Source organism: Streptomyces sp. Je 1-4 4N24, assembly GCF_026239515.1.
Lineage (GTDB): Bacteria > Actinomycetota > Actinomycetes > Streptomycetales > Streptomycetaceae > Streptomyces > Streptomyces nigrescens.
In genome coordinates this window covers 6,974,670-6,996,039 of record NZ_CP110836.1, presented here as the reverse complement: position 1 = coordinate 6,996,039, position 21,370 = coordinate 6,974,670, and the positions used below count along the sequence as shown (strand labels likewise).

The following is a 21,370-nucleotide window of genomic DNA, read 5'->3' as shown; positions in this document are numbered from 1 at the left end:
ATGGATCTTGGACTCACCGACCGGACGTACCTCGTCACCGGGGCGACCCGTGGCCTCGGCTTCGCCACCGCCCGTGAACTGGTCGCCGACGGCGCCCATGTCGTGATCACCGGACGCACCGAGGAGAGCGCGGCCGCGGCGGCCGCCTCGCTCGGTGAGCGGGCCCTGGGGGTGGCCGCCGACAACGCCGACGCGGACGCCCCCGACCGCCTGATCGCGGCGGCCCGGGAACGCTTCGGCCGGCTGGACGGGGTGCTCATCAGCGTGGGCGGCCCGGCGCCCGGCACCGCCGCCGACAACACCGACGCACAGTGGCAGTCGGCCTTCGAGTCGGTCTTCCTCGGCGCGGTACGGCTGGCCCGCGCCGCCGCCGCCGAGCTGACGGAGGGCGGTGTGATCGGCTTCGTGCTGTCCGGCTCGGTGCACGAGCCGATCGGCGGACTGACCATCTCCAACGGGCTCCGCCCCGGTCTCGCCGGTTTCGCCAAGTCGCTCGCCAACGAGCTGGGCCCGCGCGGCATCCGCGTCCTCGGCGTCCTGCCCGGCCGGATCGCCACCGACCGGATGACCCAGCTCGACGGGCTCTCCGGCGACCCGGAGGGCTCCCGCGCCCGCAACTGCGCGTCCATCCCGCTGGGCCGCTACGGCCGGCCGGAGGAGTTCGGCCGCACCGCCGCCTTCCTGCTGTCGCCCGCCGCGTCGTATCTCACCGGTGTGATGGTGCCGGTGGACGGCGGGGCCCGGCACGGGTTCTGACGGGGGCGGGCCGTCAGGATGCCGACGCCCGCACCGTGGCTGAACCAGGGCCCACACGGACCGGAAACCGAGGGCGGCGGCTGCCGGCCAGGACGAACCCCGCACACAAGGAACCCACTATGCGCATAGGCGTGTATCTTGCCCACCCGCGGCCGGGCAGCTTCAACCACGCGGTGTTCGATGCCGTGGTGGAGGAGCTCAGCGGACGGGGGTCCCAGGTCGTCGCGCATGACCTCTGTGCCGAAGGCTTCGCGCCGCTGCTGTCCGCCGAGGAGACGGAGACGGTCGCGGCGGCATCGCCCACCCAGGACGCACAGGTGATGCTGCACCGGACGGAAGTGGCCACGCTGGATGCCCTGGTGTTCGTCCATCCGAACTGGTGGGGTATGCCACCGGCTGTCCTGACAGGCTGGGTGCAGCGCGTCCTCGCGCCCGGCGTCGCCTACAAACTGGGTACCGCGGAGGGCGAGCCCATCGGCCTCGTGAAGGCCGGCCGGGCCCTCGTCCTGAACACCTCCGACACACCCGCCGAGCGGGAAGAGAGCGAATTCGGCGATCCGCTGCAGAACATCTGGGCTTCCTGCGTCCTGCCGTACGTGGGGGTGACCGATGTGCGCCGGGTCGTCTTCCGCACGGTCACCGATTCGGCCGGCGAAACGCGCGCGGACTGGCTGCGGCAGGCACGCCGGGAGGCCGCCGCGCTGCTGGCCCGGCCCGGGTGCAGGGACACCGTGCCCACGCCTAACTGACCCGCTCGGGACGGTGCTTGACCGCGCGCAGCCGGACATCGCCCGGCAGCCGGTCGAGCCCGGCCGAGCGGCGGGCGTGCGCCACCGACTCGTCCGACAGCCGCCGGACGACGGTCCCCGGGTCGGCGTGCGGGGCGAGCGCCAGCACGGCCCGCACGTGCGGTTCGCTCCGGTGGCCGGTCAGCAGCACACCGGCCCCGTCGACGCCTTCCAGCGCCTCCGATTCGGCCGCGAGGGCGGCTTCCAGCGCCCGGCCGCGCAGCAGTGCGCCCTCGCCGTCGCCGCTGTCGACGAGGATCTCGTTCAGCCGGTGGCGCCGGAGCTGGGTCAGCAGCCACCACAGCATCAGCAGCACGAAGACGGCCAGCGCGGCGATGACGACGGGCCACCACCAGCCCTGGTCCGTCCAGCGGGTGCGCTGCCGCGTGGAGAGCAGCACCTCGTCAGGGCGGGACCAGGGCCAGCCGGCGGGCAGTCCGAGGTGCCATTTCGCGGGCAGACCGAGGCCGCCGAGCAGCACCAGGCCCCCCACCCCGAACAGCAGCACACCGGTCAGGCCGAGCAGCACCCGGTTGACCGTTCCGCGGACCCTGCGCATCGCTCGCTCACCTCTTCTTCGGGCGCCGGACGTCCACGGTCAGGCGGAGCTCGTGTGCCAGTCCCAGCTGCCGCAGGCCCTCGCCGAGCGAGGTGTCGAGGTCGGCGCGGACCTCGTCCAGTTCGCGGAAGTGCGAGACGCAGTGCGCTTTCGCCTTGCGGCGGCTGACGGTCATCCGTACGGACTGGACGCCGGCGACCTCCATGGCACGGTCGCGCAGCACCAGCGCGGCGGCCGCCCGGTCCAGCCCGGCCCGCAGGTCCGGCGCCGCCGGCCGCATCGGCAGCACCTGGCGCAGTCCGGGGGTGACGGCCAGCACGAACAGCCAGATACCGAGCACCACGGCGAACGCGGCGGCGCCCAGCACCCAGGGGTTGTCGAGGTGACGGGTGGCCAGTTCGCGGGCGAGCCGACGGCGCCAGGCCATCGCGGGGCGGTCGGCGCGCACCGCGGCCACGTCGTAGAGCAACAGGCCTGCGGCGGCCAGCAGTACCAGCGCGACCAGGGCGGCCGGCACCCGGCGGGCCGACCAGAAGCGCCGGACCCGGTCGTGGTCGGCGGTGTCCGGGGACGGGGCGTCGGCGGCAGGCGGAGTCGCCGCGTCCGCCTCGCCCGGCGTCTTGTCGAGCGTGGGCAACCGCCGGGTGCCACTCGGCTCCGCGTCCTCGTCGCTCATCGCACCCTCCCGCGGTCCGTACGGTCCAGCAGCGGGGAGTGCAGACGCTCGACCTCCACCGCGACCTCGGGCACTTCCATGTTCGCCAGCGCTTTCACCCGCTCGGTGACATGACGGCGCACCACCCGGCACTGTCCGCCGATGTCGGAGGGGTAGCCCAGCTCCACGGCGATCCGCAGCCGCGCCTCACCGAAGGTTTGGGGATCGTCGCGCCGGTGCACGGTCACCGTCGCATGGGCGTCCGTACGGGCGCGCGGGGACTCCCCGCGCAGCACCTCCCGGGCGGCCCGTGCGGCGATCTTCGCCACCACCCGGTCCGCGATTCTGGTCGCGCCCCGCTCACCCGCCGGTACGGCGGTGGCAGCGGCGGCCGGGGACACCGTCGCCACCCGGCTTCACCGCCGCCGGTCGCGGTCGCCGCTGCGCGGACGGAAGAACTCGCCGGCCTCCAGATCCCCGTCGAGGAACCTGCCGGCCACGAACCCGATGGCGCCCAGCGCCGCCACCAGGACGAAGGCGCCGAAGCCACCGAAGTATCCGGCGAAGCCCAGCGCCATTCCGGCCAAGAGGCCGGCCACGGCCATGCTCATCGTGCGCTCCTTCGCTGCCACTCCGGACGGGCCCGGCTACTGGAGCCGCGGCTCCGCTTCCTCTTCTTCGTCTGCCTCGTCGGGCAGCTTGACGTCGCTGACCGCGATATTGACCTCGACGACCTCCAGGCCCGTCATCCGCTCCACGGCGGAGATGACGTTCTCCCGGACCGACCGGGCGACATCGGCGATGGCGACGCCGTAGTCGACCACGATCTCCAGGTCCAGCGCGGTCTGCACCTCGCCGACCTCGGCCTTGACACCCCGGGTCGCGGTCGCGGACCTGCCGCTGCCGGGCACCCGGTCCCGAACGGCGCCGAGCGTACGGGCGAAGCCGCTGCCCATGGCATGCACGCCGATGACGTCCCGGGCCGCCAGACCGGCGATCTTCTCCACGACACCGTCGGCAATGGTGGTCCGCCCCCGGGTGGCGGGGTCGCCGCCGCCCCGTTTGGCGGGCGTCCTGGGGCCCTCTGCGTGCTGCTGGCTCTCGGTCATCGACGTATCCCTTTCCGCGGGGAGAAGCGGTCCGCCCGCTCCGCTCCCCACACTAGGTCCGGTATGTCCGGATCGCCCCGGGGATGCGGCAGCCGAGTGCTCCACACGGCGCCACCGGGCACAGCACCTGCCGTGCGGGCGGGTCTGCGGCAGGCTGGGGCGTGGTCCGGAACGTGTCCGGGAAGCGGTCCGTGGACCTTCCGGGAAAGGGGTGAAGCGGTGGCCGTGAACCACTTGGCACAGACGGTCCGGACGCAGCTCGGCATCGGCCGGGTGCTGCCGCTCGGCGGGCCCGCGGACGGGTCGTGGATCACCGAGCAGGCGGCCGCCGGAGCCCTGCGGGCCGCCGCCGGGACACCGGCCGGTGTCCGTATCGGCGCGCTGCGGCTGTCCGTGGCCGATCCCGACCATGCCCCGGAGCCGGCGGTGCCGGCGCCGCCGAGTGCGCTGCCGCCCGGCCCGCTACGGATCGAGGCGGACTTCGCCGCGGTCGCCGACCGGCCGCTGCCGGTGCTCGCCGACCAGGTGCGCGCGGCGCTGCTGGAGGCGTCGATCCGGGAGCTGGGGCTGGTGGTGGGCGTGGTGGATCTGCGGGTCAGCGGACTGCTGGAAGCGGACGAGGTCACGACGGACACCGCGTCGGCCCGCTCCGCTCCCCAGGAGGAGGTTCCGCCCGCCGCTCCCGTAACGGGTGAGCGGACCGGTGCGACGCAGGAGGGCGCGGCGGGGGTCGCCGCCGTCGCGCGGAGCGTCGCGGGCGTGGCCCGGCTGGCGCCGGTGCTCGGTGGTCCGTCCCGTCCGGTGCGGCTCACGGACGGGCATGCGCTGATCCAGCTGGCGATCGCGCCCGGTCACCGGGCGCTGGATGTCGCCTGCGCCGTACGGCAGGCGGTGGCGGCCGCGCCGCCCGCGGCCTCGACGGTCGCCGTGCTGGTCACGGCGGTGGAGCGGAGCTGACGAACCGGCCCGGCCGGGCACGTCGGTGGGGTGCGCGGCCGGGCAGCTCGGGTGACGAACGGTGCGCTACCGCCGTCGGCGCTACTCCCCCACGCCCGCGAGGTCGCGCAGCCGGCGCGCCTGCGCGGCCCGCTCGGCGCGGCGCTGCTCCTCGTACGTACGGCCCGCGGCACCCGCCAGCAGGGCCTTGGTCTCGATGACGGCATCGCGCGGCGCGGCGGTGAGCGCGGCCGCCAAGTCGGCGACGGTGGCATCGAGTTGGTCGCCGGGCACCACAAGATTGGCGAGACCGATCCGCTCGGCCTCCTCGGCGTGCACAAAGCGCCCGGTGGCGCAGATCTCCAGCGCCCGGGCGTAGCCCACCAGTCCGACCAGCGGATGGGTACCGGTCAGGTCCGGTACGAGTCCCAGGCTGGTCTCGCGCATGGCGAACTGGACGTCCGGTGCGACCACGCGCAGATCGCAGGCGAGGGCGAGCTGGAAGCCCGCGCCGATGGCGTGCCCCTGCACGGCGGCGATGGACACCAGGTCGGTGCGCCGCCACCAGGTGAACGCTTCCTGGTACTCGGCGATCGTGGCGTCCAGTGCGCTGTCCGTGCCGCGCGCCAGATCGATGAACGACGGCTCGCCGTCGAAGCCTTCGGGCGTGAACGCCTGACGGTCGAGGCCTGCGGAGAAGGATTTGCCCTCACCGCGCAGCACCGCGATCCGTACGTTTCCCGGCAGCAGCGACCCCGCTTCGGCAAGCGCCCGCCACATGGCCGGCGACTGCGCATTGCGCTTGGCCGCGTTGGCGAGGGTCACCGTGGCGATGTCACCGTCCACGGTGAGCCGCACGCCGTCCTTGTCGAGCAGAGTCATGAGCGCCTCCGAGTCAGCCAGCCGCACCTGCGTGCGTAAGTGACTGAACGGTAACCTCCCGGTCGACTGCTCGGCCGACCGGGGGGACACCGCTGTACCCGGAGTCGCGGGCCTCAGGCCGAGGCGGCCTTCTTGCCCCTCGTGGCTCCGCCACGACCGCGCAGGACCACACCGGATTCGCTGAGCATCCGGTGCACGAATCCGTAGGAGCGGCCGGTTTCCTCGGCCAGCGCCCGGATGCTCGCACCGGAGTCGTACTTCTTCTTCAGGTCTGCCGCGAGCTTCTCGCGCGCGGCGCCGGTTACCCGGCTGCCCTTCTTCAGAGTCTCGGCCACCCGTGCCTCCTCGTGGGAAGTGCGCTCTGGACTCTCATGATCACCCCTCCCCGGCTTCCTGGCCACCCATTCCGCAAGGTCGTTACGACATCCTTTGCCGGCGGACGCCCGGTCAAGCGGGCCGGAATCCATCATTCCGGCCGTGCGGCAGGCCGTCCGAAGCCGGTCGCCCGCGAGAAGTGGCAGGTCAGGTGGTGTGCGGACAAAAAGGCGACGGCCGGGCCCCCAGGACCCGGCCGCAGGCCGCAGACTCGCCGGTGTACGAGCCGTTCTCACTCAGATGATGGATCACACATCGGCCGAATGATCCATACGGCATGATCCATCCGCCGCGGTCAGGCCAGCGCGACCAGATCCGCGTAGTCCTGGCCCCACAGGTCCTCGACGCCGTCGGGCAGCAGGATGATGCGCTCCGGCTCCAGGGCGTCCACCGCTCCCTCGTCGTGCGACACCAGGACCACCGCGCCCGTGAAGGTGTGCAGCGCGCCGAGGATCTCCTCGCGGCTGGCCGGGTCGAGGTTGTTGGTGGGCTCGTCGAGCAGCAGCACGTTGGCGGAGGAGACGACCAGCGTCGCCAGGGCGAGGCGGGTCTTCTCGCCGCCGGAGAGCACCCCGGCGGGCTTGTCGACATCGTCGCCGGAGAAGAGGAAGGAGCCCAGCGTCTTGCGGATGGCGACCAGGTCCATGTCCGGGGCGGCCGAGCGCATGTTCTCCAGGACCGTGCGGTCCGGGTCCAGGGTCTCGTGCTCCTGGGCGTAGTAGCCGAGCTTGAGGCCGTGGCCGGGGCGGACCTCGCCGGTGTCCGGGGTCTCGACGCCGGCCAGCAGCCGCAGCAGGGTGGTCTTGCCGGCACCGTTCAGGCCGAGGATGACCACCCGGGAGCCCTTGTCGATGGCCAGGTCGACATCGGTGAAGATCTCCAGGGAGCCGTAGGACTTCGACAGGCCCTCGGCGGTGAGCGGGGTCTTGCCGCACGGTGCCGGGTCCGGGAAGCGCAGCTTGGCGACCTTGTCGGAGGCGCGCACCGCCTCCAGACCGGCGAGCAGCTTGTCGGCGCGCTTGGCCATGTTCTGCGCGGCGACGGTCTTGGTGGCCTTGGCCCGCATCTTGTCGGCCTGGGAGTTGAGCGCCGCGGCCTTCTTCTCGGCGTTCGCCCGCTCGCGCTTGCGGCGCTTCTCGTCGGCCTCGCGCTGCTGCTGGTAGAGCTTCCAGCCCATGTTGTAGATGTCGATCTGCGAGCGGTTGGCGTCGAGATAGAACACCTTGTTGACGACGGTCTCGACCAGGTCGACATCGTGGGAGATCACGATGAAGCCGCCGCGGTAGGTCTTGAGGTAGTCGCGCAGCCAGACGATGGAGTCGGCGTCGAGGTGGTTGGTCGGCTCGTCGAGCAGCAGGGTGTCGGAGTCCGAGAACAGGATCCGGGCCAGCTCGACGCGGCGGCGCTGACCGCCGGAGAGGGTGTGCAGCGGCTGGCCGAGGATGCGGTCGGGCAGGCCGAGGCTGGCGGCGATGGTCGCGGCCTCCGCCTCGGCGGCGTACCCGCCCTTGGTCAGGAACTCGGTCTCCAGGCGCTCGTACTTCTTCATCGCCTTGTCGCGGGTGGCGCCCTTGCCGTTGGCCATCCGGTCCTCGTTCTCGCGCATCTTGCGCAGCACGGTGTCCAGATCGCGGGCGGAGAGGATGCGGTCGCGGGCGAGCACGTCGAGGTCGCCGGTGCGCGGGTCCTGCGGCAGATAGCCGACCTGGCCGCCGCGGGTGACCGAGCCGGAGGCGGGGATGCCCTCGCCGGCCAGCACCTTGGTCAGCGTGGTCTTGCCGGCGCCGTTGCGGCCGACCAGGCCGATGCGGTCGCCCTTGGCGATACGGAAGGAAGCGGACTCGATGAGGATGCGGGCGCCGGCGCGCAGCTCGAGGCCGGAAGCGGTGATCACGGAAAAGCTCCAGGGCAGGAAGACGGCGGATTGGACGGACGGTCCGAGAGCGGGCTGCGCCGTCTAATGAACCCAAAGGAGAACTGCCATGGGAGGCAGTCTAACGGCCGGGGGCAAATGGTTTTCCGGGCGGCGGGCGGCGGGACCGGCCCCGTGGGGTGCGCCGGAGAGCGGGCCGTTCGCACCGTCGCACGTCGTGGCGCACCACGCGGCGGCGGGCGGTGGCGGACGCGGGGGCGGATCCCGCGGGAGACTGTGACGCAGCTCTCCTTGGCCGCTTCGGTGTCTGCGCGCGGGGAGGTGCCCCGGCCGCCCCGCCCAGGGCCCGGCGCTCAGACGCCGCCCGTGTGGACCTGGAAGGCCGCGCGGCGCACGGCCTTGGCGAGGGCCGGGTCCGGATGGGCCGCGGCCAGTGCCACCAGCACCTGGACCGTCCTGGGGTGTCCGACGGCGCGTACCTCCTCCAGGAGGCGTGGCACCGAGCCCTGGACCGCCGAGTCGAGGTGCCGTACGAGGAGCTGGGTCTCGCCGTGGTCGGCGACGGCCGCGGCGGTGTCCACCCACAGCCAGGTCGACTCCTCGCGGGTGAGCACATCGGGGGCGGTCTCCGGGTCGCCGCCCTCGTGCTCGACCAGCCACAGCAGGGCGTACGGCCGCAGGCCCGGTTCGTCGGCCGCGGCGCGTACGGCGGCCTCGGCCGGGGCGCCGACGGCCCGCAGCGCCTCGAAGGCGAGGCCGCGCAGCAGTGCGTCTTCACCACGGGCCACGGTCAGCAGCTCCTCGACGGCCGAGCCGACGGAGCGGGCCGCGAGCCAGGCGCGGTATTCGGCGCGGGCCGGGCCCGGGGTGAGCCGGGCGCAGCCGCGGAGCATCGCTTCCCCGGACTGTTCGATATTGCCGGCCGGGCTCTGCGCGGCGACACAGATCTGCTCCAGCTTGACCCACACCGACCAGTTGCCGAGCGGCGTCAGCTGTGCCTCACAGGCGTCGTGCGCGCTTTCCCGGGCTCCGTCCGGCGGCACCAGCGCGCCGACGGTCCGCAGGGCGTCCAGCGACCAGTCCAGCAGCTCGGCCAGCGACGCCCCCGCGGCGTCGTCGGCCGCCACCGCGGCATCGTCGGCACTGCCCGGCGCCGTCGGGTCCTGCCCGTAGGGGACCTCACAGCGTTCGGTGCGCAGTTCGGCGACGCGCTGGTCGAGCATGTCGAGCAGCACCGGCAGCCGTACGGGCCCGGCCGACAGATGCAGCAGGGACAGCAACTGGGGCAGCGCCTCGACGACTTCGGCGACTATCGCGGGGCCGGCGCCGGACGGTGCGGGGCGGGCCAGTGACCAGGCGTCGAAGAGCGCGACCCAGCCGCGCAGCACGGCGGTGTCGTCGCGGTCCCAGGCGCGCAGCCGCCAGCCGGGGCGGGCGAGGCCGTCGTGGAGTTCGACGAGCCCGGCCAGCCGGGCCCGGTCCCAGTCGGTGCGGACCTGTTGCGGTGTCAGGCCCAGGGCTTCGGCGGCGCGTTCCGCGGCGGCCTTCGGCAGCGCTCCGTCCGGGCCGGCGCGCAGGCTGCCGCCGGCGGCGCCGGCACCGACGCTGTCGGCCCAGCGGGCGAGCCGGGCCGCACCGGCCAGCACGGCACGGGCCTGGCGGGCCAGTTCCGCGGGCGGCGGCGTGCCTTCGGGCGGGCGGGGCGCCGGGCGCTTGGCCCGGGTTGTCACCGCCCGGCGGGCGGCCGCAACCGGTTGACGGGGGACGAGTCGGAGCCGGGAGTCGCGCGGAGTACGGGACGTCACAGGAGCAGTGTTGCCGCTGTCGGCCCGAAAGCCCAATCGGAACCCGGCTTGCGATCTGCTACGGCGATGTCATCTCGCCGACCCATCCCTGATGAGGGGAGTTGTCCCCCCGTATACCCGGCAGTCATCGGGGTGCCGGGGTCAGTGGAGGGGGAAGCGGCCGGTGGGGGCCGCCTTCCGGTACGGGCCAGGAGGCGGCGGTGCTACATGAGCGGGGTGAGGAAGCGCCGCAGCGCCTCTTCGTAGCCCGAGGGGTCGGCGTTCCACATCGCGGCGTGCGGTGCGTGCGGGACCGGTTGCAGCGTGACCAGGTCGGCCCGGCGGGCGGCGAACGAGCGGGAGGCCGTCCAGGGGGCGATCCGGTCGTCGGGCCCGTGGAAGAGCAGCGTGGGAATCTCCAGCTCGTCCGGGTCGACGGCGTAGGCGGGATGGTCGAGGGGCAGTCCGGTGCTGCCCTCGGCGGCGCGTACCACCAGCGGCAGCAGGGCGCGCGGGATGCGCCGGGCGGCGGCCAGCGCGCGGACGGTGGCGTTCCGGTCGAGGACCGGGGAGTCCAGGACGAGGCCGCTGATCCGGTCGCGCAGCGCGGAGTGGGTGGCGGCGCGCAGTGCCATGGTCGCGCCGGTGGACCAGCCGTGCAGGACGACGTCGTGGGCGCCGTAGCGCAGGGCGTAGCGGATCGCGGCGTCCAGGTCGCGCCATTCGGTGTCGCCGAGGTGGTTGATGCCGTCGGCGGTGCGCGGGGCGCCGAGGTCGTTGCGGTAGGACAGGGCGAGGACCGGCAGCCGGTGGCGGTGCAGGAAGGGCATGACCACCATGGGGTGTTCGCGCGTGGTGCCCAGGCCGTGTGCGGTGATGACCCAGGTGTCGCGTACGCCGGGGACGAACCACGCCGGGAGGGGGCCGAGTTCGCCGGGGATGTCGACGTCCGCGCAGTCGAGGCCGAGGGCGTCCCGGGGGTTGCCGATGTGCACCTGCGGGGTGAGCAGCATCCGGTTGCCCGGCCCGAGGGTGCCGTGGGTGACCCGGACCAGGCGGCGGACGACCGCGTCGGCGGGGTGCGGGACACCGTGGACGACGTCGCCGATCACCGCGTGGCAGCCGGAGCCGGTGAGCCCGTAGGTGCCGGGCCTCAGGGACGCCAGGCTGCGGGTGAGGGCGATGCGCTCTTCGGTGGCGGAGTGCACGGTGAGGCGGGAGTCGCCCGGGAAGGGCTGGTCCGGCGATGGTTTCAGGGCAATGTCGCTGGCGTACCGGCCGACCGCCACGGCGGCCGCCCCGGCACCTATCACGGTGATGGCGGCCACGGCCGCCGCAGTACCCAGGCGCACCTCACCAGTGTGCGCAGCGGTGCCGGGTGCGGCCACCGGGCGGAGTCGGGCGGGTGACCGGCCCCGGGCCCGTCCGGCCCGGGGCGGTTCAGCCCTGGCGGCGGCCCTGCTGGCCGTAGCCGCGCAGCTGTGCGGCGGCCGCGTCGAGCTGACCGGCCGACAGCAGGTTCGGCGCACGGCCCGGCACCGAGCTCGCGCTGAGCCACACCCGGCACATCCATTCCAGCTGGGCGGTGCGGTCCAGTGCCTGGTCGAGGCTGTCCCCGTAGGTGATCGTGCCGTGGTTCTGCAGCAGGCAGCCGGTGCGGTCGCGGAGCGCTTCGCGCATGTGCGCGGCGAGCTCGTCGCTGCCGTACAGGGCGTAGGGCGCGACCCGTACGGGTCCGCCGAGCGCCGCGGTCATGTAGTGGACCGGCGGGAGTTCGGCGACGAGGGTGGAGACGGCGGTGGCGTACGGGGCGTGGGTGTGGACGACGGCGGTGGCCGTGGTGCCGCGGTAGACCGTCAGATGCATCGGGAGTTCGCTGGTCGGCCGGAGCGCGCCGATGATCTGGCGGCCTTCGAGGTCGACCGCGGTGGTGTCATTGGGCCCGAGCCGGTCGTAGGGGACGCCGCTGGGGGTGACCAGGACCAGGTCCCTGATGCGGCGTGAGACATTGCCCGAGGTGCCGACGACCAGGCCGTCGGTGACCGTTCTGCGGGCGGTGGCGACGAGTTCGCTCCAGGCGGTGGCGAGGTCGTCGGGGCGGTCCTTCATGGGTCCTCCGGCGCGGTGCGGCGAAAGCGGATGCGGTGCGCGACACCGTACGAGCGGGCCGGGGCACCGTACGCCGGGGGCCTACCCAACTGGTATCCGCCATATGGGGACACCTACGCCAGTGCCGGGGATTGACCTGATTTGAGCCCTCTTGCGTGGCTCGCCCCTTACCGTCGAGGTGATTCCACGACAACAGGACCACGGAGAACGGCTCGTCGGCCGAGCCCATGAAGTTCGCCGACGGGTGATGCGGAAGTGACGCCGGAGGCGCCTCCGCGTGAACACTGCGGTGGCGTCATCGCCGCGCCCGTCCCAGTTCACTTTCCGTTCACCCGATCTCCGTACGGTCCGAGCGACACTGACCTTCGAACTGATTGCCTGGGTGAATGGAACACATCACGCTTCTCATCGGGATCGTGATCGTCACGGCCTTGGTGTTCGACTTTACGAACGGCTTCCACGACACGGCCAACGCAATGGCCACCACCATTTCCACCGGGGCATTGCGACCCAAGACCGCGGTGGCGATGTCGGCAGTGCTGAACCTCGTCGGCGCGTTCCTGTCCGTGGAGGTGGCCAAGACCATCTCCGGCGGGATCATCGACGAGAGTGCCGGCATCAGACCTGAAGTGATCTTCGCCGGCCTGGTCGGCGCGATCGTGTGGAACCTGCTGACCTGGCTCGCGGGTCTCCCCTCCAGCTCTTCCCACGCCCTCTTCGGCGGTCTGATCGGCGCGACCCTGGTGTCCGTCGGCACCAACGGCGTGCACGGCGACGCCGTCGTGATGAAGGTCCTGATCCCGGCGGTGGCCGCCCCGGTCGTCGCGGGCCTGGCCGCGATGGCGGCGACCCGGCTCACCTACCGGCTGACCCGCAACCGCGAAGAGGCGGACACCGCCAAGGGCTACCGCGCGGGGCAGATCGCCTCCGCCGCCCTGGTCTCCCTCGCCCACGGCACCAACGACGCCCAGAAGACGATGGGTGTGATCACGCTCGCGCTGATCACCGGCGGAGTGGTCGCCCCGCACGCCGACCCGCCGCTGTGGGTCATCGCCTCGGCCGGTGTCGCCATCGCGCTCGGCACCTACCTGGGCGGCTGGCGGATCATCCGCACGATGGGCAAGGGCATCACCGACATCCAGCCGCCGCAGGGCTTCGCCGCCCAGACCGGCGCCGCGGCCACCATCCTGGCCTCCTCCCACCTCGGCTTCGCGCTCTCCACCACCCAGGTCTGCTCCGGCTCCGTGATGGGCTCGGGCCTGGGCCGCAAGGGCGGCGTGGTGCGCTGGTCCACGGCCGGCCGGATGGTCCTCGCCTGGGGCCTGACGCTGCCGGCCGCCGGTGCGGTCGCGGCGGGCGCCGCGTTCCTCGCCGGTCAGGGCGACTGGGGCGTGGCGGCGGTAGCGGTCCTCGGACTGGGCATCTGCGGCGCGATCTGGGCCGCCTCCCGGCGCAAGCCGGTCGACCACACCAATGTCAACGAAGGCCCGGCCGTGGAGCCGGCGGGCGTGGTGACCGCCGCGCTGCGCAGCGTCTCCCCTCCCCCGGCAGGCCAGCAGGCCCCGGCGGCCGGCACTCCGGAGACCGCCGACGCACCGGCCGACGCACCGGAAACCGCCGGGATTCCGGCCCAGGCATCCGGCGACGGCACCTCCACCACCCCGCGCGCCAAGGCCGCGACGGTCACCCGCTAGCTGTCATCACCTAAAGGAACTCCATGAGCATCGACTGGGCAGCTCTCGGCCAGGTCTTCGGCGTCACCCTCGTGGTGACGGTCGGGATCGTGGGCCTGTTCACCGTCGGCATCGTCGGCACGTCCCGCAAGCCGGGCCAGGAAGGTGCGGCGGCCGCGGTCGTCGCACCGGGTTCGGGCGCGCGGGCCGGCGCGATGGCCGCCTTCGGCCTGTGCGCGGCGGCGGTGGCCTACGGCATCTATCTGATCGTCGCCGGCTGACGCTGCCGGGGCACGACGGACCGGGCGGGGCGCCCGGTGGACCACGGCATCAGCCGTCGTCCGCCGGGCGCCCCGTTCGTTGTTCGCCCCGTCCTCCGAGCGCGTCATCGGCCTGCCGGGCCAGCCGGTCGGCGATGGCGGTGCCGCCGCGGCCGTTGAGATAGGCGGACACCCCGATCTGCACGACCTTGCTGAAGGTCTGGTAGTGGGCGCTGCGCGGGCGCGGTGCGGCCGCCATCAGGGCCTCGTGCAGCGTGCGGGGGTCGGGCCGTGGCTCCGACCCCGTGGCGCCGTGCTCACCGCGTTCCGCGTCGCCGGGCGGCAGCGGGCAGCGCGGCGCCGTGGCCGCCTCCCGGTACGCCGAATCGCGGGTGGCCGCGAACCCCCGCTCCAGCAGGCAGCGCTCGCTGCCGGGACCGGTCAGGGCCTCGATCAGGGACCGGGCGCCGGCCGGCCGTGTGCTGCCGGCCGAGATCGCGAGATTCTGCCCGCCCAGCACGGACATCCGCTTGCCGTCGCTGGGGCGGGCCGGCAGCTGGGTGACGTCGAACTGCTCGCCCGGCCTGAGCTTCTCGGCGACCGAGGCGTATTCGACCGGCCAGTTGCGCATGAACAGCGCGCGGCCGTCGGCGAACCAGCGGCCGCTCTCGGTCTCGTCCATGGTGGTGGCCTCGTGCGGCATGATCGAGTCGAGCCGGAGTTTGAGGTCGGCGATGCCCTGCTGGAGCGCGCCGACCTGCTCGCCCTTGGTGAAGCTGGTGGCGTCCGGGTCGCCGCCGTTGACCCAGGCCGACTCCAGGGTGTTGACGGTCAGCCCCTCGTAGGGCCGCAGCTGGGCGACCATGCCGTACATCGTGGGCCGCTTCTTCTTGTGGCCCGCGGTGGCGTCCCGGGCGGCCTTGCGGTTGTAGGCCTGCGCCACCTCGGTCGCCACATCCTTCAACTCGCCCCAGTTGGACGGGGCACCGTGGCCGTAGGCGCGGAGGATGTCCTTGCGGTAGTAGAGCAGCCCGGCGTCGGTGTTGAAGGGCACCCCCCACACCTTGCCGTCGTACTCCACGGTCTTGGCCACGCTGTCGAGGAAGTCGCCGTCCAGGCTCGTGGCCCAGGGGCGGATCACGCCCGCCTCGGCGAACTCCGCGGTCCAGGCGACATCGAGGTTGAGCACGTCATAGCCGCCGTTGCCGGACTGGCCCGCCGCCAGCAGCTGGCTGCGCTGGCCGTCGGCGGTGTCCGGGAGGTTGACGATCCGGACCGTACGGCCGGTGCGCCGCTCCCAGTCGTGGATCAGGTCCTGACGGACGCCGGAGCTGCTGAGGTCGCTGCCGGTGGCGAGGACGATCGCGCCCTTCTCCGGGACGAGTTGCTCCCCCGCCGTGCAGCCGCTCAGCGCGAGCATCAGGGTCAGAGAGGCCAGGGCGGCGGGTGCGGCGGTGCGTGGAGCGGTCATCGGTTCCCCTTCGTGGCCGTGCCGATGGAGGCGATCCGTCCGGCCAGGGTGTCGACGGCCTGCGGGCCGCCGGGCACGCACTGGCCGTGGGAGGCGCCGGCCAGCCGCTGGAGGGCGAAGGTGTCACAGCCGGACTTGCCCATCACCAGCGCCAGGATGGGCACTTCGGGCCCCTCCTCGACGAGGGTGCCCAGGGTCCGCTCCACTCCCGCCGCGCGCCCCGGGCCCGCACCGTCGTCCTGGTCGAGGATCAGCACGATGGCCTTGTTGGTGGCCGGCGACTTCTTCATCCGGAGCACCGCGCGGGTCAGCGCCTCCTCCATCGCGGCCCCGTGCTCGACCAGTTCGCCGCCCGCGATCCGGTCCAGCGCGGCCCGGCCCGGGGCGGGGTCGGCGCTGCCGAGCGGGACGAGCTCGCGCACCGCGTCGGCGTCGGTGGGGTGCGCGCGGTCCGGGAAGGCCCACAGGCCGTAGGTGTGGCGGGCGCCGACCATCTCCAGGACGCGGCCGGCCGCGCTCAGGGCGGTCGGGAGCCTGCCGCCGTCCGCCATGGAGGTGGAGGTGTCGAGGAGGACCAGCACCTGGCTGGACCGCTGTGCCTTGTCGTAGCCGTCCAGCACCTGGGTCACCTGGGCCGGGTCCGCCGTGAAGGGGACGGTCCGGGCGACGAGGCTGATGTCCGCGCGGCCGTCGAGCAGCGGTGAGCCCGGCCCCGGGCCGGTGCCCTTCACCCCGCGGTAGCCCTGTGCGGTGAGGGTGCGCTGCCCGCCGTCCGGGGCGCGCAGCCAGGTCGCGAAGCTCGCCACGGCGGCCTGCCGCGGGGTGGCGTCCGTGGTGCCGTGCCAGTCGACGCGGATCAGCGGGTGGTCCAGCGCGGGGACGTTCTCGGGGTAGTAGGCGACGTACCGGTTGCGGAGCGGGAGTGCGGAGTCCAGGGCCGGGCAACTGCCGCTGGCCCGCCCGAGGTTGTAGTCGGCGAGGGACTTCTCCGACACCAGGGGCGCGGACTTCGTCCGGTCGACGGCGCCGGCGGCGTCCGCGTCGGGGCGCAGCGAGCACAGCAGTTCGGTACTGCCCGCGTACTGGCTGCCCGGGGCGGACAGCCGCTCCTCGGCGTGCCGGGCGAGGGTGAGGTCGGGCGCGCCGGACGAGCCGGTGCCGGAGCCGTCGTGGGTGAGGTAGAGGCCGATGGTGTGCAGCAGCCCGGTGCCGGAGAGCACCGGGCTCGGCCGCAGGAGCCGCAGGTCCCGGTGGGTGCGGTCGGTGCCGGTGAGCAGCTTCCGCCAGGAGGCGGCGGCCGGTTCGACGTCGTCCAGCCGGCGGTGCGCCGGGATGCCGACGACCAGGGGGGTGTAGGCGACCGGGGCGCTGTAGTGGAGGGTTGCCGGGGAGCCCTTGGCGGGCATCCCGCGGCGGGCGGCGTAGTAGTCGGCGGTGGATTCGGGGATCCAGATGTCGGGCTGGGGTCCGGGCCGGTGGAGGGGGTCGATCCCCTGGTCGTCCGGCCCGTCCTTGCCGGTGCCGTGGGCCTCGCCCTGCCAGCGGTCGGCGGCGGCGAAGCCCTGGTCGACCTGGTCCTTGGCGGCGGAGTAGACGGTGATCTGGGCGCGCCGGCAACCGTCGGGGAGGTCGCCCTCGCCGTTGAGGGGCCGGGTGTTGGCGCCGGACATCTCGTAGTCGAAGGCCGCCTGGCGGAGCGCGGGTTCGGCCTCGGGGGCGGTCAGCAGCCGCAGTTCGAGGGCGGGCGGGCAGGCTTCCGCGTCGTTCGGGAGATTGAGCAGCACGACGCCCGCGGTGGCCGGTACGAGGATGATCGCCAGCACCATCAGGATGCGGAACCAGTGCCGGAAGTGGGAGTTCAGCCGGCGGCGCACTCGGATCCGCAGCGGGGTGGGCGGCCGGATATCGGGGGTGGCGAAGGAGAGGATGACGTCGTCGACGGTGTTCTGCTTCGCCGAGCGGGGCTCCCAGACGTCGCCCATCGGGGTCCGCTCGCCGGCCAGTTGTTCCCGCAGCTCCCGGACGAGGTCCTCGAAGGTGACGAACCGCTTGCCGGGGATGCCCTGTTCCAGGGTCCGCAGCAGGGCACGGGTGAAGACACTGCCGCCGGTGGGCTCCTCGCCGCTGAAGATACGGCGGTTGGGCTGCGCGGCCATCAGCAGTGACGTCGGGGTGCGGCAGGCGTGGAAGGCCTCACCGGCGTTGCCGGCGTAACAGCACTCCAGGACGATCACGACCCGGTCGGCCCGGGCGTTGTCCAGGTAGGACAGCACCAGGTCCTGCCAGGAGACGGTCTTGTGACGCCGTTCCGACGCACCGACCATGAGCTGCAGGTTGCCGCCGTCCGGGCCCACCCGGCCGTGGCCGGAGAAGTACACCAGCAGCAGTCCGCGGGCCTCCTGGATGACGGCGTCCAGCGCCTGTTCGACCTCCCACGGCTCCTGGGGCCGGCAGATGACGACCTCGCCCTTGGTGAACAGATCGGTGCCGGGGGCGAGCAGGACCCGCTCCAGTTCCCGGGGGTTGTCCCGCACCGCCGGGAGCGGCCGCAGATGCCGGTAGTCGTCGACACAGATCAGCAGCGCCCGGTTGACCTTGCCCCGTGCGTCGTACTCGGCCATCCGGCTCAGTCCCCGGCGGTGCTGCCGCCCCCGTTCGCCGGGCTGCCGGGATCGGAGCGCTCGGGAGCCGGGACGTCCGGTCCCGGGTCGCCGAGTGCGCGCAGTTCGCCGTCCCCGCCGCCGACCGCCACGGCGGGCCGTTCGCCGGTGTCGCGTTCCTCCCTGCGGCGCCGCAGCCACTCGCGCAGGGCGATACCGAGGCTTTTGGTGATCTCGGCGGCCGCCGCGCCGACGACGACCAGGATCAGGTCGTCGATGCCGATGGCCATGTCGCCGGGGCCCTCGTCGCGCTCCCCCGCCGGCCGCAGCTCCCAGTCGTGCGAGCGCCGGTTCAGCCAGGGCTCGCGCTCCAGCCAGGCCTTGAGGTCCTCGACGTCCTGCTCGGGATTGTTCGTGCCCGTGATCCTGATGCGGATCTCATGACGGTCAGCGTGCTCCGGCATCCCCCGGCCCCCTTCCGGCGGCCGCGTCGCCGCCGTGCACCAGATAGTGACGTGGGATCAGGGGCGCAGGCAACCGTCTGTGACCCGGCTGCCACGCTGTGGCGTGCGCCACAGCGCCTGCCACGGGACAGCGCCGCAGGTCAAGGGTGAGTTGACGGGCATTCGCGGGGCGTGGTGGACTGCCGGAGCCATTCGGCGACAGCTGAGGAAGTCCGGTGTGAATCCGGCGCGGTCCCGCCACTGTCACCGGGGAGCGTTCCTCCAGCGAAGGCCACGGTCCGCCTCGTGTACGTCGGATGACGTAGACGGGACTGGAAGGCCGGAGGACACGCCGATCCGGGAGCCAGGAGACTCTTGTCGCCGTCACGTCGAGCCAGGGCGCGGACCCTGAGTGAGGACATACCGCCATGCCCGGCCGCTCCCTGAGATCCCCACTGCCCGCTGCCGCAGGGCCCCTTCGAGGCCTGACGGCGGTCTGATCCGATGCGCGGCGAACACGCGGGATATGCGTGCGGCGCGGCCCTCGGCTTTCTCGGCGACCTGATCGCGGCGGATCCGCGGCGCGGCCATCCGGTGGCCGCGTTCGGCCGGGCCGCGGGCGCCGTCGAGCGCCGGCTGTGGCGCGACCACCGTGGTTACGGCGCGGCTCACACCGTGCTGTGTGCGGGCGGTGCCGCCGCCGCTGCGGCGCTGCTGCAGCGCGCCGTACGGGGCGCCGACCCCGCCTCCCCCGCAGCCCCCTCCGCTTCCCCGTCACCGCTCCGCGGCGGCGTCCGGGTCGCGCTGACCGCGGCGACGGTCTGGGCCGTGCTGGGCGGCACCTCGCTCGGCCGGGAGGCACGGGCCGTCGGCGGGGCGCTGACGGCGGGTGACCTGGACGTGGCGCGGGAGCGGCTGCCGCATCTGTGCGGGCGCGATCCGCAGGCGCTGGACGGGCCGCAGATGGCCCGTGCGGTGGTGGAGTCGGTCGCCGAGAACACCTCCGACGCGGTGGTGGGCGCCCTGGTGTGGGGCGCGCTGGGCGGAGTGCCCGGTCTGGTGGCGTTCCGCGCGGTGAACACCCTGGACGCGATGGTGGGGCACAAGTCGCCGCGCTACCGCCGCTTCGGCTGGGCCGCGGCCCGGCTCGACGATCTCGCCGGCTGGCCCGGCTCCCGGCTGACCGCCGCGCTGACCGTGCTCGCGGGCCCCGACCGGCGCGGTGCGCTGCGGGCCTGGCGGGCGGACGGCGGTGCGCATCCGAGCCCCAACGCGGGCCCGGTGGAGGCCTCGTTCGCGGGGGCGCTGGGCGTACGGCTGGGCGGCACGCTGGCGTACGGCGGACGGGTGGAACACCGTCCGGTGCTCAACGGTGCGGCGCCGCCGGTGGCGGCGGACGACATCGAGCGGGCGGTGCGGCTCTCCCGCCGGGTGAGCGTGCTGGCGCTGGCGACGACGGTGACGGCACGGCTGGTGGCCGGCGCGGCGCTGCGCGCACGACAGCCGGGGTCCCGGCGCAGGAGGAGGAGCCGGTGAACGGGCGGTTGAAGGCATCCGGCGGGTCCGTCGGCGGTGGGCTGCTGGTGGCCGGCACGACGTCCGACGCCGGCAAGAGCGTGGTGACGGCGGGCATCTGCCGCTGGCTGGTCCGGCAGGGCGTCCGGGTGGCGCCCTTCAAGGCGCAGAACATGTCGCTGAATTCGTTCGTCACACGCGAGGGCGCGGAGATCGGGCGGGCCCAGGCGATGCAGGCCGCCGCGGCGCGGGTGGAGCCGACCGCGCTGATGAACCCCGTGCTGCTCAAGCCGGGCAGCGACCGCAGCAGCCAGGTGGTGCTGCTGGGGAAGCCGGTCGGCGAGCTCAGCGCCCGGGGTTACCACGCCGGGCGCCAGGAGCAGTTGCTCGGCACCGTGACCGACTGCCTCCAGGAGCTGCGGCGTACCCATGACGCGGTGATCTGTGAGGGCGCCGGCAGCCCCGCCGAGATCAATCTGCGGCGGACCGACATCGTGAACATGGGCATCGCGCGGGCCGCCCGTATCCCGGTCGTCGTGGTCGGGGACATCGACCGCGGCGGGGTGTTCGCCTCGTTCTTCGGCACCACCGCGCTGCTGTCCAAGGAGGACCAGGCGCTGGTCGCCGGGTATCTGGTCAACAAGTTCCGCGGTGATGTGACGCTGCTGGAGCCGGGGCTGGAGATGCTGCGCGGTCTGACGGGGCGGCGGACGCTGGGCGTGCTGCCCTTCGCGCACGGCCTCGGGATCGACGAGGAGGACGGTCTGAGGGTGTCGCTGCGCGGCGCGGTGCGCGAAAGCGTGGTGGAGCCGCCGCACGGTGCGGATGTACTGCGGGTGGCGGTCTGTGCCGTACCGCTGATGTCGAACTTCACGGACGTGGACGCGCTGGCCGCCGAACCGGGCGTGGTGGTGCGGTTCGTGGACCGGGCCGAGGAGCTGGCCGACGCCGACCTGGTGGTGCTGCCGGGGACCCGGGGCACGGTGCGGGCGCTGGAGTGGCTGCGGGAGCGCGGGCTGGCGGACGCGATCGCCCGGCGGGCCGCCGAGGGCCGCCCGGTGCTGGGCATCTGCGGCGGCTTCCAGATGCTCGGCGAGCACATCGAGGACGAGGTCGAGTCGAAGGCGGGCGCGGTCGAGGGGCTGGGACTGCTGCCCGTACGGGTGCGGTTCGCGGTGGAGAAGACCCTCGCGCGGCCGGCCGGCGAGGCGCTGGGCGAGCCGGTGGAGGGGTACGAGATCCACCACGGTGTCGCCGAAGTGACCGGCGGGGACGAGGAGTTCCTCGACGGGTGCCGGACCGGCTCCGTATGGGGCACGCACTGGCACGGCTCGCTGGAGAGCGACGGCTTCCGCCGGGCGTTCCTGCGGCGGGTCGCGGCGGACGCGGGCCGGGCGTTCGTCCCGGCCCCCGGCACCAGCTTCGGCACCCTGCGCGAGGAGCAGCTGGACCGGCTGGGCGATCTGATCGAGGAGCACGCGGACACCGGTGCGCTGCTGCGGCTGATCGAGGAAGGGGTGCCGGAGGGGCTGCCGTTCGTGCCTCCGGGGGCGCCATGAGGGGTACGCACACGACGAATCCG

21 protein-coding genes and 1 riboswitch are annotated in these 21,370 nt (G+C 73.4%); of the genes, 7 read left to right on the top strand and 14 right to left on the bottom strand.

Annotated features, from left to right (window positions below):
• Together SLV14N_RS30505 and SLV14N_RS30500 are read left to right on the top strand one after the other, a co-directional pair.
• The gene (locus tag SLV14N_RS30505; RefSeq protein ID WP_208685301.1) at positions 1-756 is read left to right on the top strand and encodes an SDR family oxidoreductase; all 756 of its coding nucleotides are present in this window, start codon (positions 1-3) and stop codon (positions 754-756) included.
• 119 nt (positions 757-875) lie between these two features.
• The gene (locus SLV14N_RS30500) at positions 876-1,505 is read left to right on the top strand and encodes an NAD(P)H-dependent oxidoreductase (RefSeq protein ID WP_208685299.1); all 630 of its coding nucleotides are present in this window, start codon (positions 876-878) and stop codon (positions 1,503-1,505) included.
• On the opposite strand, the gene amaP is transcribed toward SLV14N_RS30500, so the two are convergent.
• The 5 genes from amaP to SLV14N_RS30475 are packed head-to-tail and all read right to left on the bottom strand — an operon-like array spanning position 1,498 to position 3,867.
• Entirely contained in the window at positions 1,498-2,103 is a 606-nt protein-coding gene (gene amaP, locus SLV14N_RS30495; protein ID WP_208685297.1) for an alkaline shock response membrane anchor protein AmaP, read from the bottom strand. The two genes, SLV14N_RS30500 and amaP, sit on opposite strands and share 8 nt — an antisense overlap.
• Positions 2,104-2,110: 7 nt before the next feature.
• Positions 2,111-2,779 carry a DUF6286 domain-containing protein gene (locus SLV14N_RS30490; protein ID WP_208685295.1) on the bottom strand — a complete coding sequence of 223 codons (669 nt, stop codon included), beginning with the start codon at positions 2,777-2,779 and terminating at the stop codon, positions 2,111-2,113.
• The gene (locus SLV14N_RS30485) at positions 2,776-3,168 is read right to left on the bottom strand and encodes an Asp23/Gls24 family envelope stress response protein (RefSeq protein WP_208685293.1); all 393 of its coding nucleotides are present in this window, start codon (positions 3,166-3,168) and stop codon (positions 2,776-2,778) included. Before SLV14N_RS30485 ends, SLV14N_RS30490 begins: the two co-directional genes overlap by 4 nt.
• A 6-nt stretch (positions 3,169-3,174) precedes the next feature.
• Positions 3,175-3,369, bottom strand: coding sequence for a hypothetical protein (locus tag SLV14N_RS30480; RefSeq protein ID WP_208685291.1), 195 nt, complete (start codon positions 3,367-3,369; stop codon positions 3,175-3,177).
• Between the two features lie 36 nt (positions 3,370-3,405).
• Complete coding sequence (locus tag SLV14N_RS30475; RefSeq protein ID WP_208685288.1) at positions 3,406-3,867, bottom strand: Asp23/Gls24 family envelope stress response protein; 462 nt, start codon at positions 3,865-3,867, stop codon at positions 3,406-3,408.
• Positions 3,868-4,086: 219 nt separating this feature from the next.
• Between SLV14N_RS30475 and SLV14N_RS30470 the strand changes: the two genes are divergently transcribed.
• A complete protein-coding gene (locus tag SLV14N_RS30470) occupies positions 4,087-4,824 on the top strand; it encodes a hypothetical protein (protein WP_263271845.1) in 738 nt (245 codons plus the stop codon).
• Positions 4,825-4,905: 81 nt separating this feature from the next.
• Here SLV14N_RS30470 and SLV14N_RS30465 read toward each other — a convergent pair whose 3' ends face one another.
• The 6 genes from SLV14N_RS30465 to SLV14N_RS30440 all read right to left on the bottom strand — a co-directional run bounded on the left by SLV14N_RS30465 (position 4,906) and on the right by SLV14N_RS30440 (position 11,826).
• Positions 4,906-5,685 carry an enoyl-CoA hydratase/isomerase family protein gene (locus SLV14N_RS30465; RefSeq protein ID WP_208685284.1) on the bottom strand — a complete coding sequence of 260 codons (780 nt, stop codon included), beginning with the start codon at positions 5,683-5,685 and terminating at the stop codon, positions 4,906-4,908.
• 113 nt (positions 5,686-5,798) lie between these two features.
• A complete protein-coding gene (locus SLV14N_RS30460) occupies positions 5,799-6,020 on the bottom strand; it encodes a helix-turn-helix domain-containing protein (RefSeq protein WP_006606369.1) in 222 nt (73 codons plus the stop codon).
• A gap of 335 nt (positions 6,021-6,355) precedes the next feature.
• Positions 6,356-7,954 (bottom strand): ABC-F family ATP-binding cassette domain-containing protein, encoded by a 1,599-nt coding sequence (locus SLV14N_RS30455; RefSeq protein ID WP_208685282.1) that lies wholly within the window; start codon positions 7,952-7,954, stop codon positions 6,356-6,358.
• A gap of 332 nt (positions 7,955-8,286) precedes the next feature.
• Positions 8,287-9,738 carry a hypothetical protein gene (locus SLV14N_RS30450; RefSeq protein WP_263271840.1) on the bottom strand — a complete coding sequence of 484 codons (1,452 nt, stop codon included), beginning with the start codon at positions 9,736-9,738 and terminating at the stop codon, positions 8,287-8,289.
• 203 nt (positions 9,739-9,941) lie between these two features.
• Entirely contained in the window at positions 9,942-11,069 is a 1,128-nt protein-coding gene (locus SLV14N_RS30445; RefSeq protein ID WP_262042394.1) for an alpha/beta hydrolase, read from the bottom strand.
• An 88-nt stretch (positions 11,070-11,157) separates the two neighbouring features.
• A complete protein-coding gene (locus SLV14N_RS30440; protein WP_263271839.1) occupies positions 11,158-11,826 on the bottom strand; it encodes a class II aldolase/adducin family protein in 669 nt (222 codons plus the stop codon).
• 386 nt (positions 11,827-12,212) lie between these two features.
• On the opposite strand from SLV14N_RS30440, the gene SLV14N_RS30435 reads away from it, so the two are divergent.
• The gene (locus SLV14N_RS30435; protein ID WP_263271838.1) at positions 12,213-13,520 is read left to right on the top strand and encodes an inorganic phosphate transporter; all 1,308 of its coding nucleotides are present in this window, start codon (positions 12,213-12,215) and stop codon (positions 13,518-13,520) included.
• Positions 13,521-13,543: 23 nt separating this feature from the next.
• Entirely contained in the window at positions 13,544-13,780 is a 237-nt protein-coding gene (locus SLV14N_RS30430) for a hypothetical protein (protein WP_208685273.1), read from the top strand.
• A gap of 49 nt (positions 13,781-13,829) precedes the next feature.
• Here SLV14N_RS30430 and SLV14N_RS30425 read toward each other — a convergent pair whose 3' ends face one another.
• Genes SLV14N_RS30425 through SLV14N_RS30415 form a run of 3 tightly spaced genes read right to left on the bottom strand, consistent with a single transcriptional unit; the run spans position 13,830 to position 18,294 of the window.
• The gene (locus tag SLV14N_RS30425) at positions 13,830-15,230 is read right to left on the bottom strand and encodes an extracellular solute-binding protein (protein ID WP_263271837.1); all 1,401 of its coding nucleotides are present in this window, start codon (positions 15,228-15,230) and stop codon (positions 13,830-13,832) included.
• The gene (locus tag SLV14N_RS30420; RefSeq protein ID WP_263271836.1) at positions 15,227-17,851 is read right to left on the bottom strand and encodes a caspase family protein; all 2,625 of its coding nucleotides are present in this window, start codon (positions 17,849-17,851) and stop codon (positions 15,227-15,229) included. The genes SLV14N_RS30425 and SLV14N_RS30420 overlap by 4 nt, the downstream gene beginning before the upstream one ends.
• A gap of 5 nt (positions 17,852-17,856) precedes the next feature.
• Positions 17,857-18,294: a hypothetical protein gene (locus SLV14N_RS30415; protein WP_208685270.1), complete on the bottom strand. Its 438-nt coding sequence runs from the start codon at positions 18,292-18,294 to the stop codon at positions 17,857-17,859.
• Between the two features lie 203 nt (positions 18,295-18,497).
• A riboswitch (cobalamin riboswitch) is annotated at positions 18,498-18,648 on the top strand.
• Positions 18,649-18,777: 129 nt separating this feature from the next.
• On the opposite strand from SLV14N_RS30415, the gene SLV14N_RS30410 reads away from it, so the two are divergent.
• Both SLV14N_RS30410 and SLV14N_RS30405 read left to right on the top strand, forming a co-directional pair.
• On the top strand, positions 18,778-19,809 hold the full coding sequence (locus SLV14N_RS30410; RefSeq protein ID WP_208685269.1) for a cobalamin biosynthesis protein: 1,032 nt from the start codon (positions 18,778-18,780) through the stop codon (positions 19,807-19,809).
• The gene (locus SLV14N_RS30405; protein WP_208685268.1) at positions 19,806-21,347 is read left to right on the top strand and encodes a cobyric acid synthase; all 1,542 of its coding nucleotides are present in this window, start codon (positions 19,806-19,808) and stop codon (positions 21,345-21,347) included. The genes SLV14N_RS30410 and SLV14N_RS30405 overlap by 4 nt, the downstream gene beginning before the upstream one ends.
• The last annotated feature ends 23 nt before the right edge of the window (positions 21,348-21,370 follow it).

What these genes read in the sequence shown, in the direction of transcription:
- SLV14N_RS30505 (WP_208685301.1), top strand. Translation starts at nt 1, where the DNA reads ATGGATCTTGGACTCACCGACCGGACGTACCTCGTCACCGGGGCGACC.
- SLV14N_RS30500 (WP_208685299.1), top strand. Translation starts at nt 876, where the DNA reads ATGCGCATAGGCGTGTATCTTGCCCACCCGCGGCCGGGCAGCTTCAAC.
- amaP (WP_208685297.1), bottom strand. Translation starts at nt 2,103, where the DNA reads ATGCGCAGGGTCCGCGGAACGGTCAACCGGGTGCTGCTCGGCCTGACC.
- SLV14N_RS30490 (WP_208685295.1), bottom strand. Translation starts at nt 2,779, where the DNA reads ATGAGCGACGAGGACGCGGAGCCGAGTGGCACCCGGCGGTTGCCCACG.
- SLV14N_RS30480 (WP_208685291.1), bottom strand. Translation starts at nt 3,369, where the DNA reads ATGAGCATGGCCGTGGCCGGCCTCTTGGCCGGAATGGCGCTGGGCTTC.
- SLV14N_RS30475 (WP_208685288.1), bottom strand. Translation starts at nt 3,867, where the DNA reads ATGACCGAGAGCCAGCAGCACGCAGAGGGCCCCAGGACGCCCGCCAAA.
- SLV14N_RS30465 (WP_208685284.1), bottom strand. Translation starts at nt 5,685, where the DNA reads ATGACTCTGCTCGACAAGGACGGCGTGCGGCTCACCGTGGACGGTGAC.
- SLV14N_RS30440 (WP_263271839.1), bottom strand. Translation starts at nt 11,826, where the DNA reads ATGAAGGACCGCCCCGACGACCTCGCCACCGCCTGGAGCGAACTCGTC.
- SLV14N_RS30435 (WP_263271838.1), top strand. Translation starts at nt 12,213, where the DNA reads ATGGAACACATCACGCTTCTCATCGGGATCGTGATCGTCACGGCCTTG.
- SLV14N_RS30430 (WP_208685273.1), top strand. Translation starts at nt 13,544, where the DNA reads ATGAGCATCGACTGGGCAGCTCTCGGCCAGGTCTTCGGCGTCACCCTC.
- SLV14N_RS30425 (WP_263271837.1), bottom strand. Translation starts at nt 15,230, where the DNA reads ATGACCGCTCCACGCACCGCCGCACCCGCCGCCCTGGCCTCTCTGACC.
- SLV14N_RS30420 (WP_263271836.1), bottom strand. Translation starts at nt 17,851, where the DNA reads ATGGCCGAGTACGACGCACGGGGCAAGGTCAACCGGGCGCTGCTGATC.
- SLV14N_RS30415 (WP_208685270.1), bottom strand. Translation starts at nt 18,294, where the DNA reads ATGCCGGAGCACGCTGACCGTCATGAGATCCGCATCAGGATCACGGGC.
- SLV14N_RS30410 (WP_208685269.1), top strand. Translation starts at nt 18,778, where the DNA reads ATGCGCGGCGAACACGCGGGATATGCGTGCGGCGCGGCCCTCGGCTTT.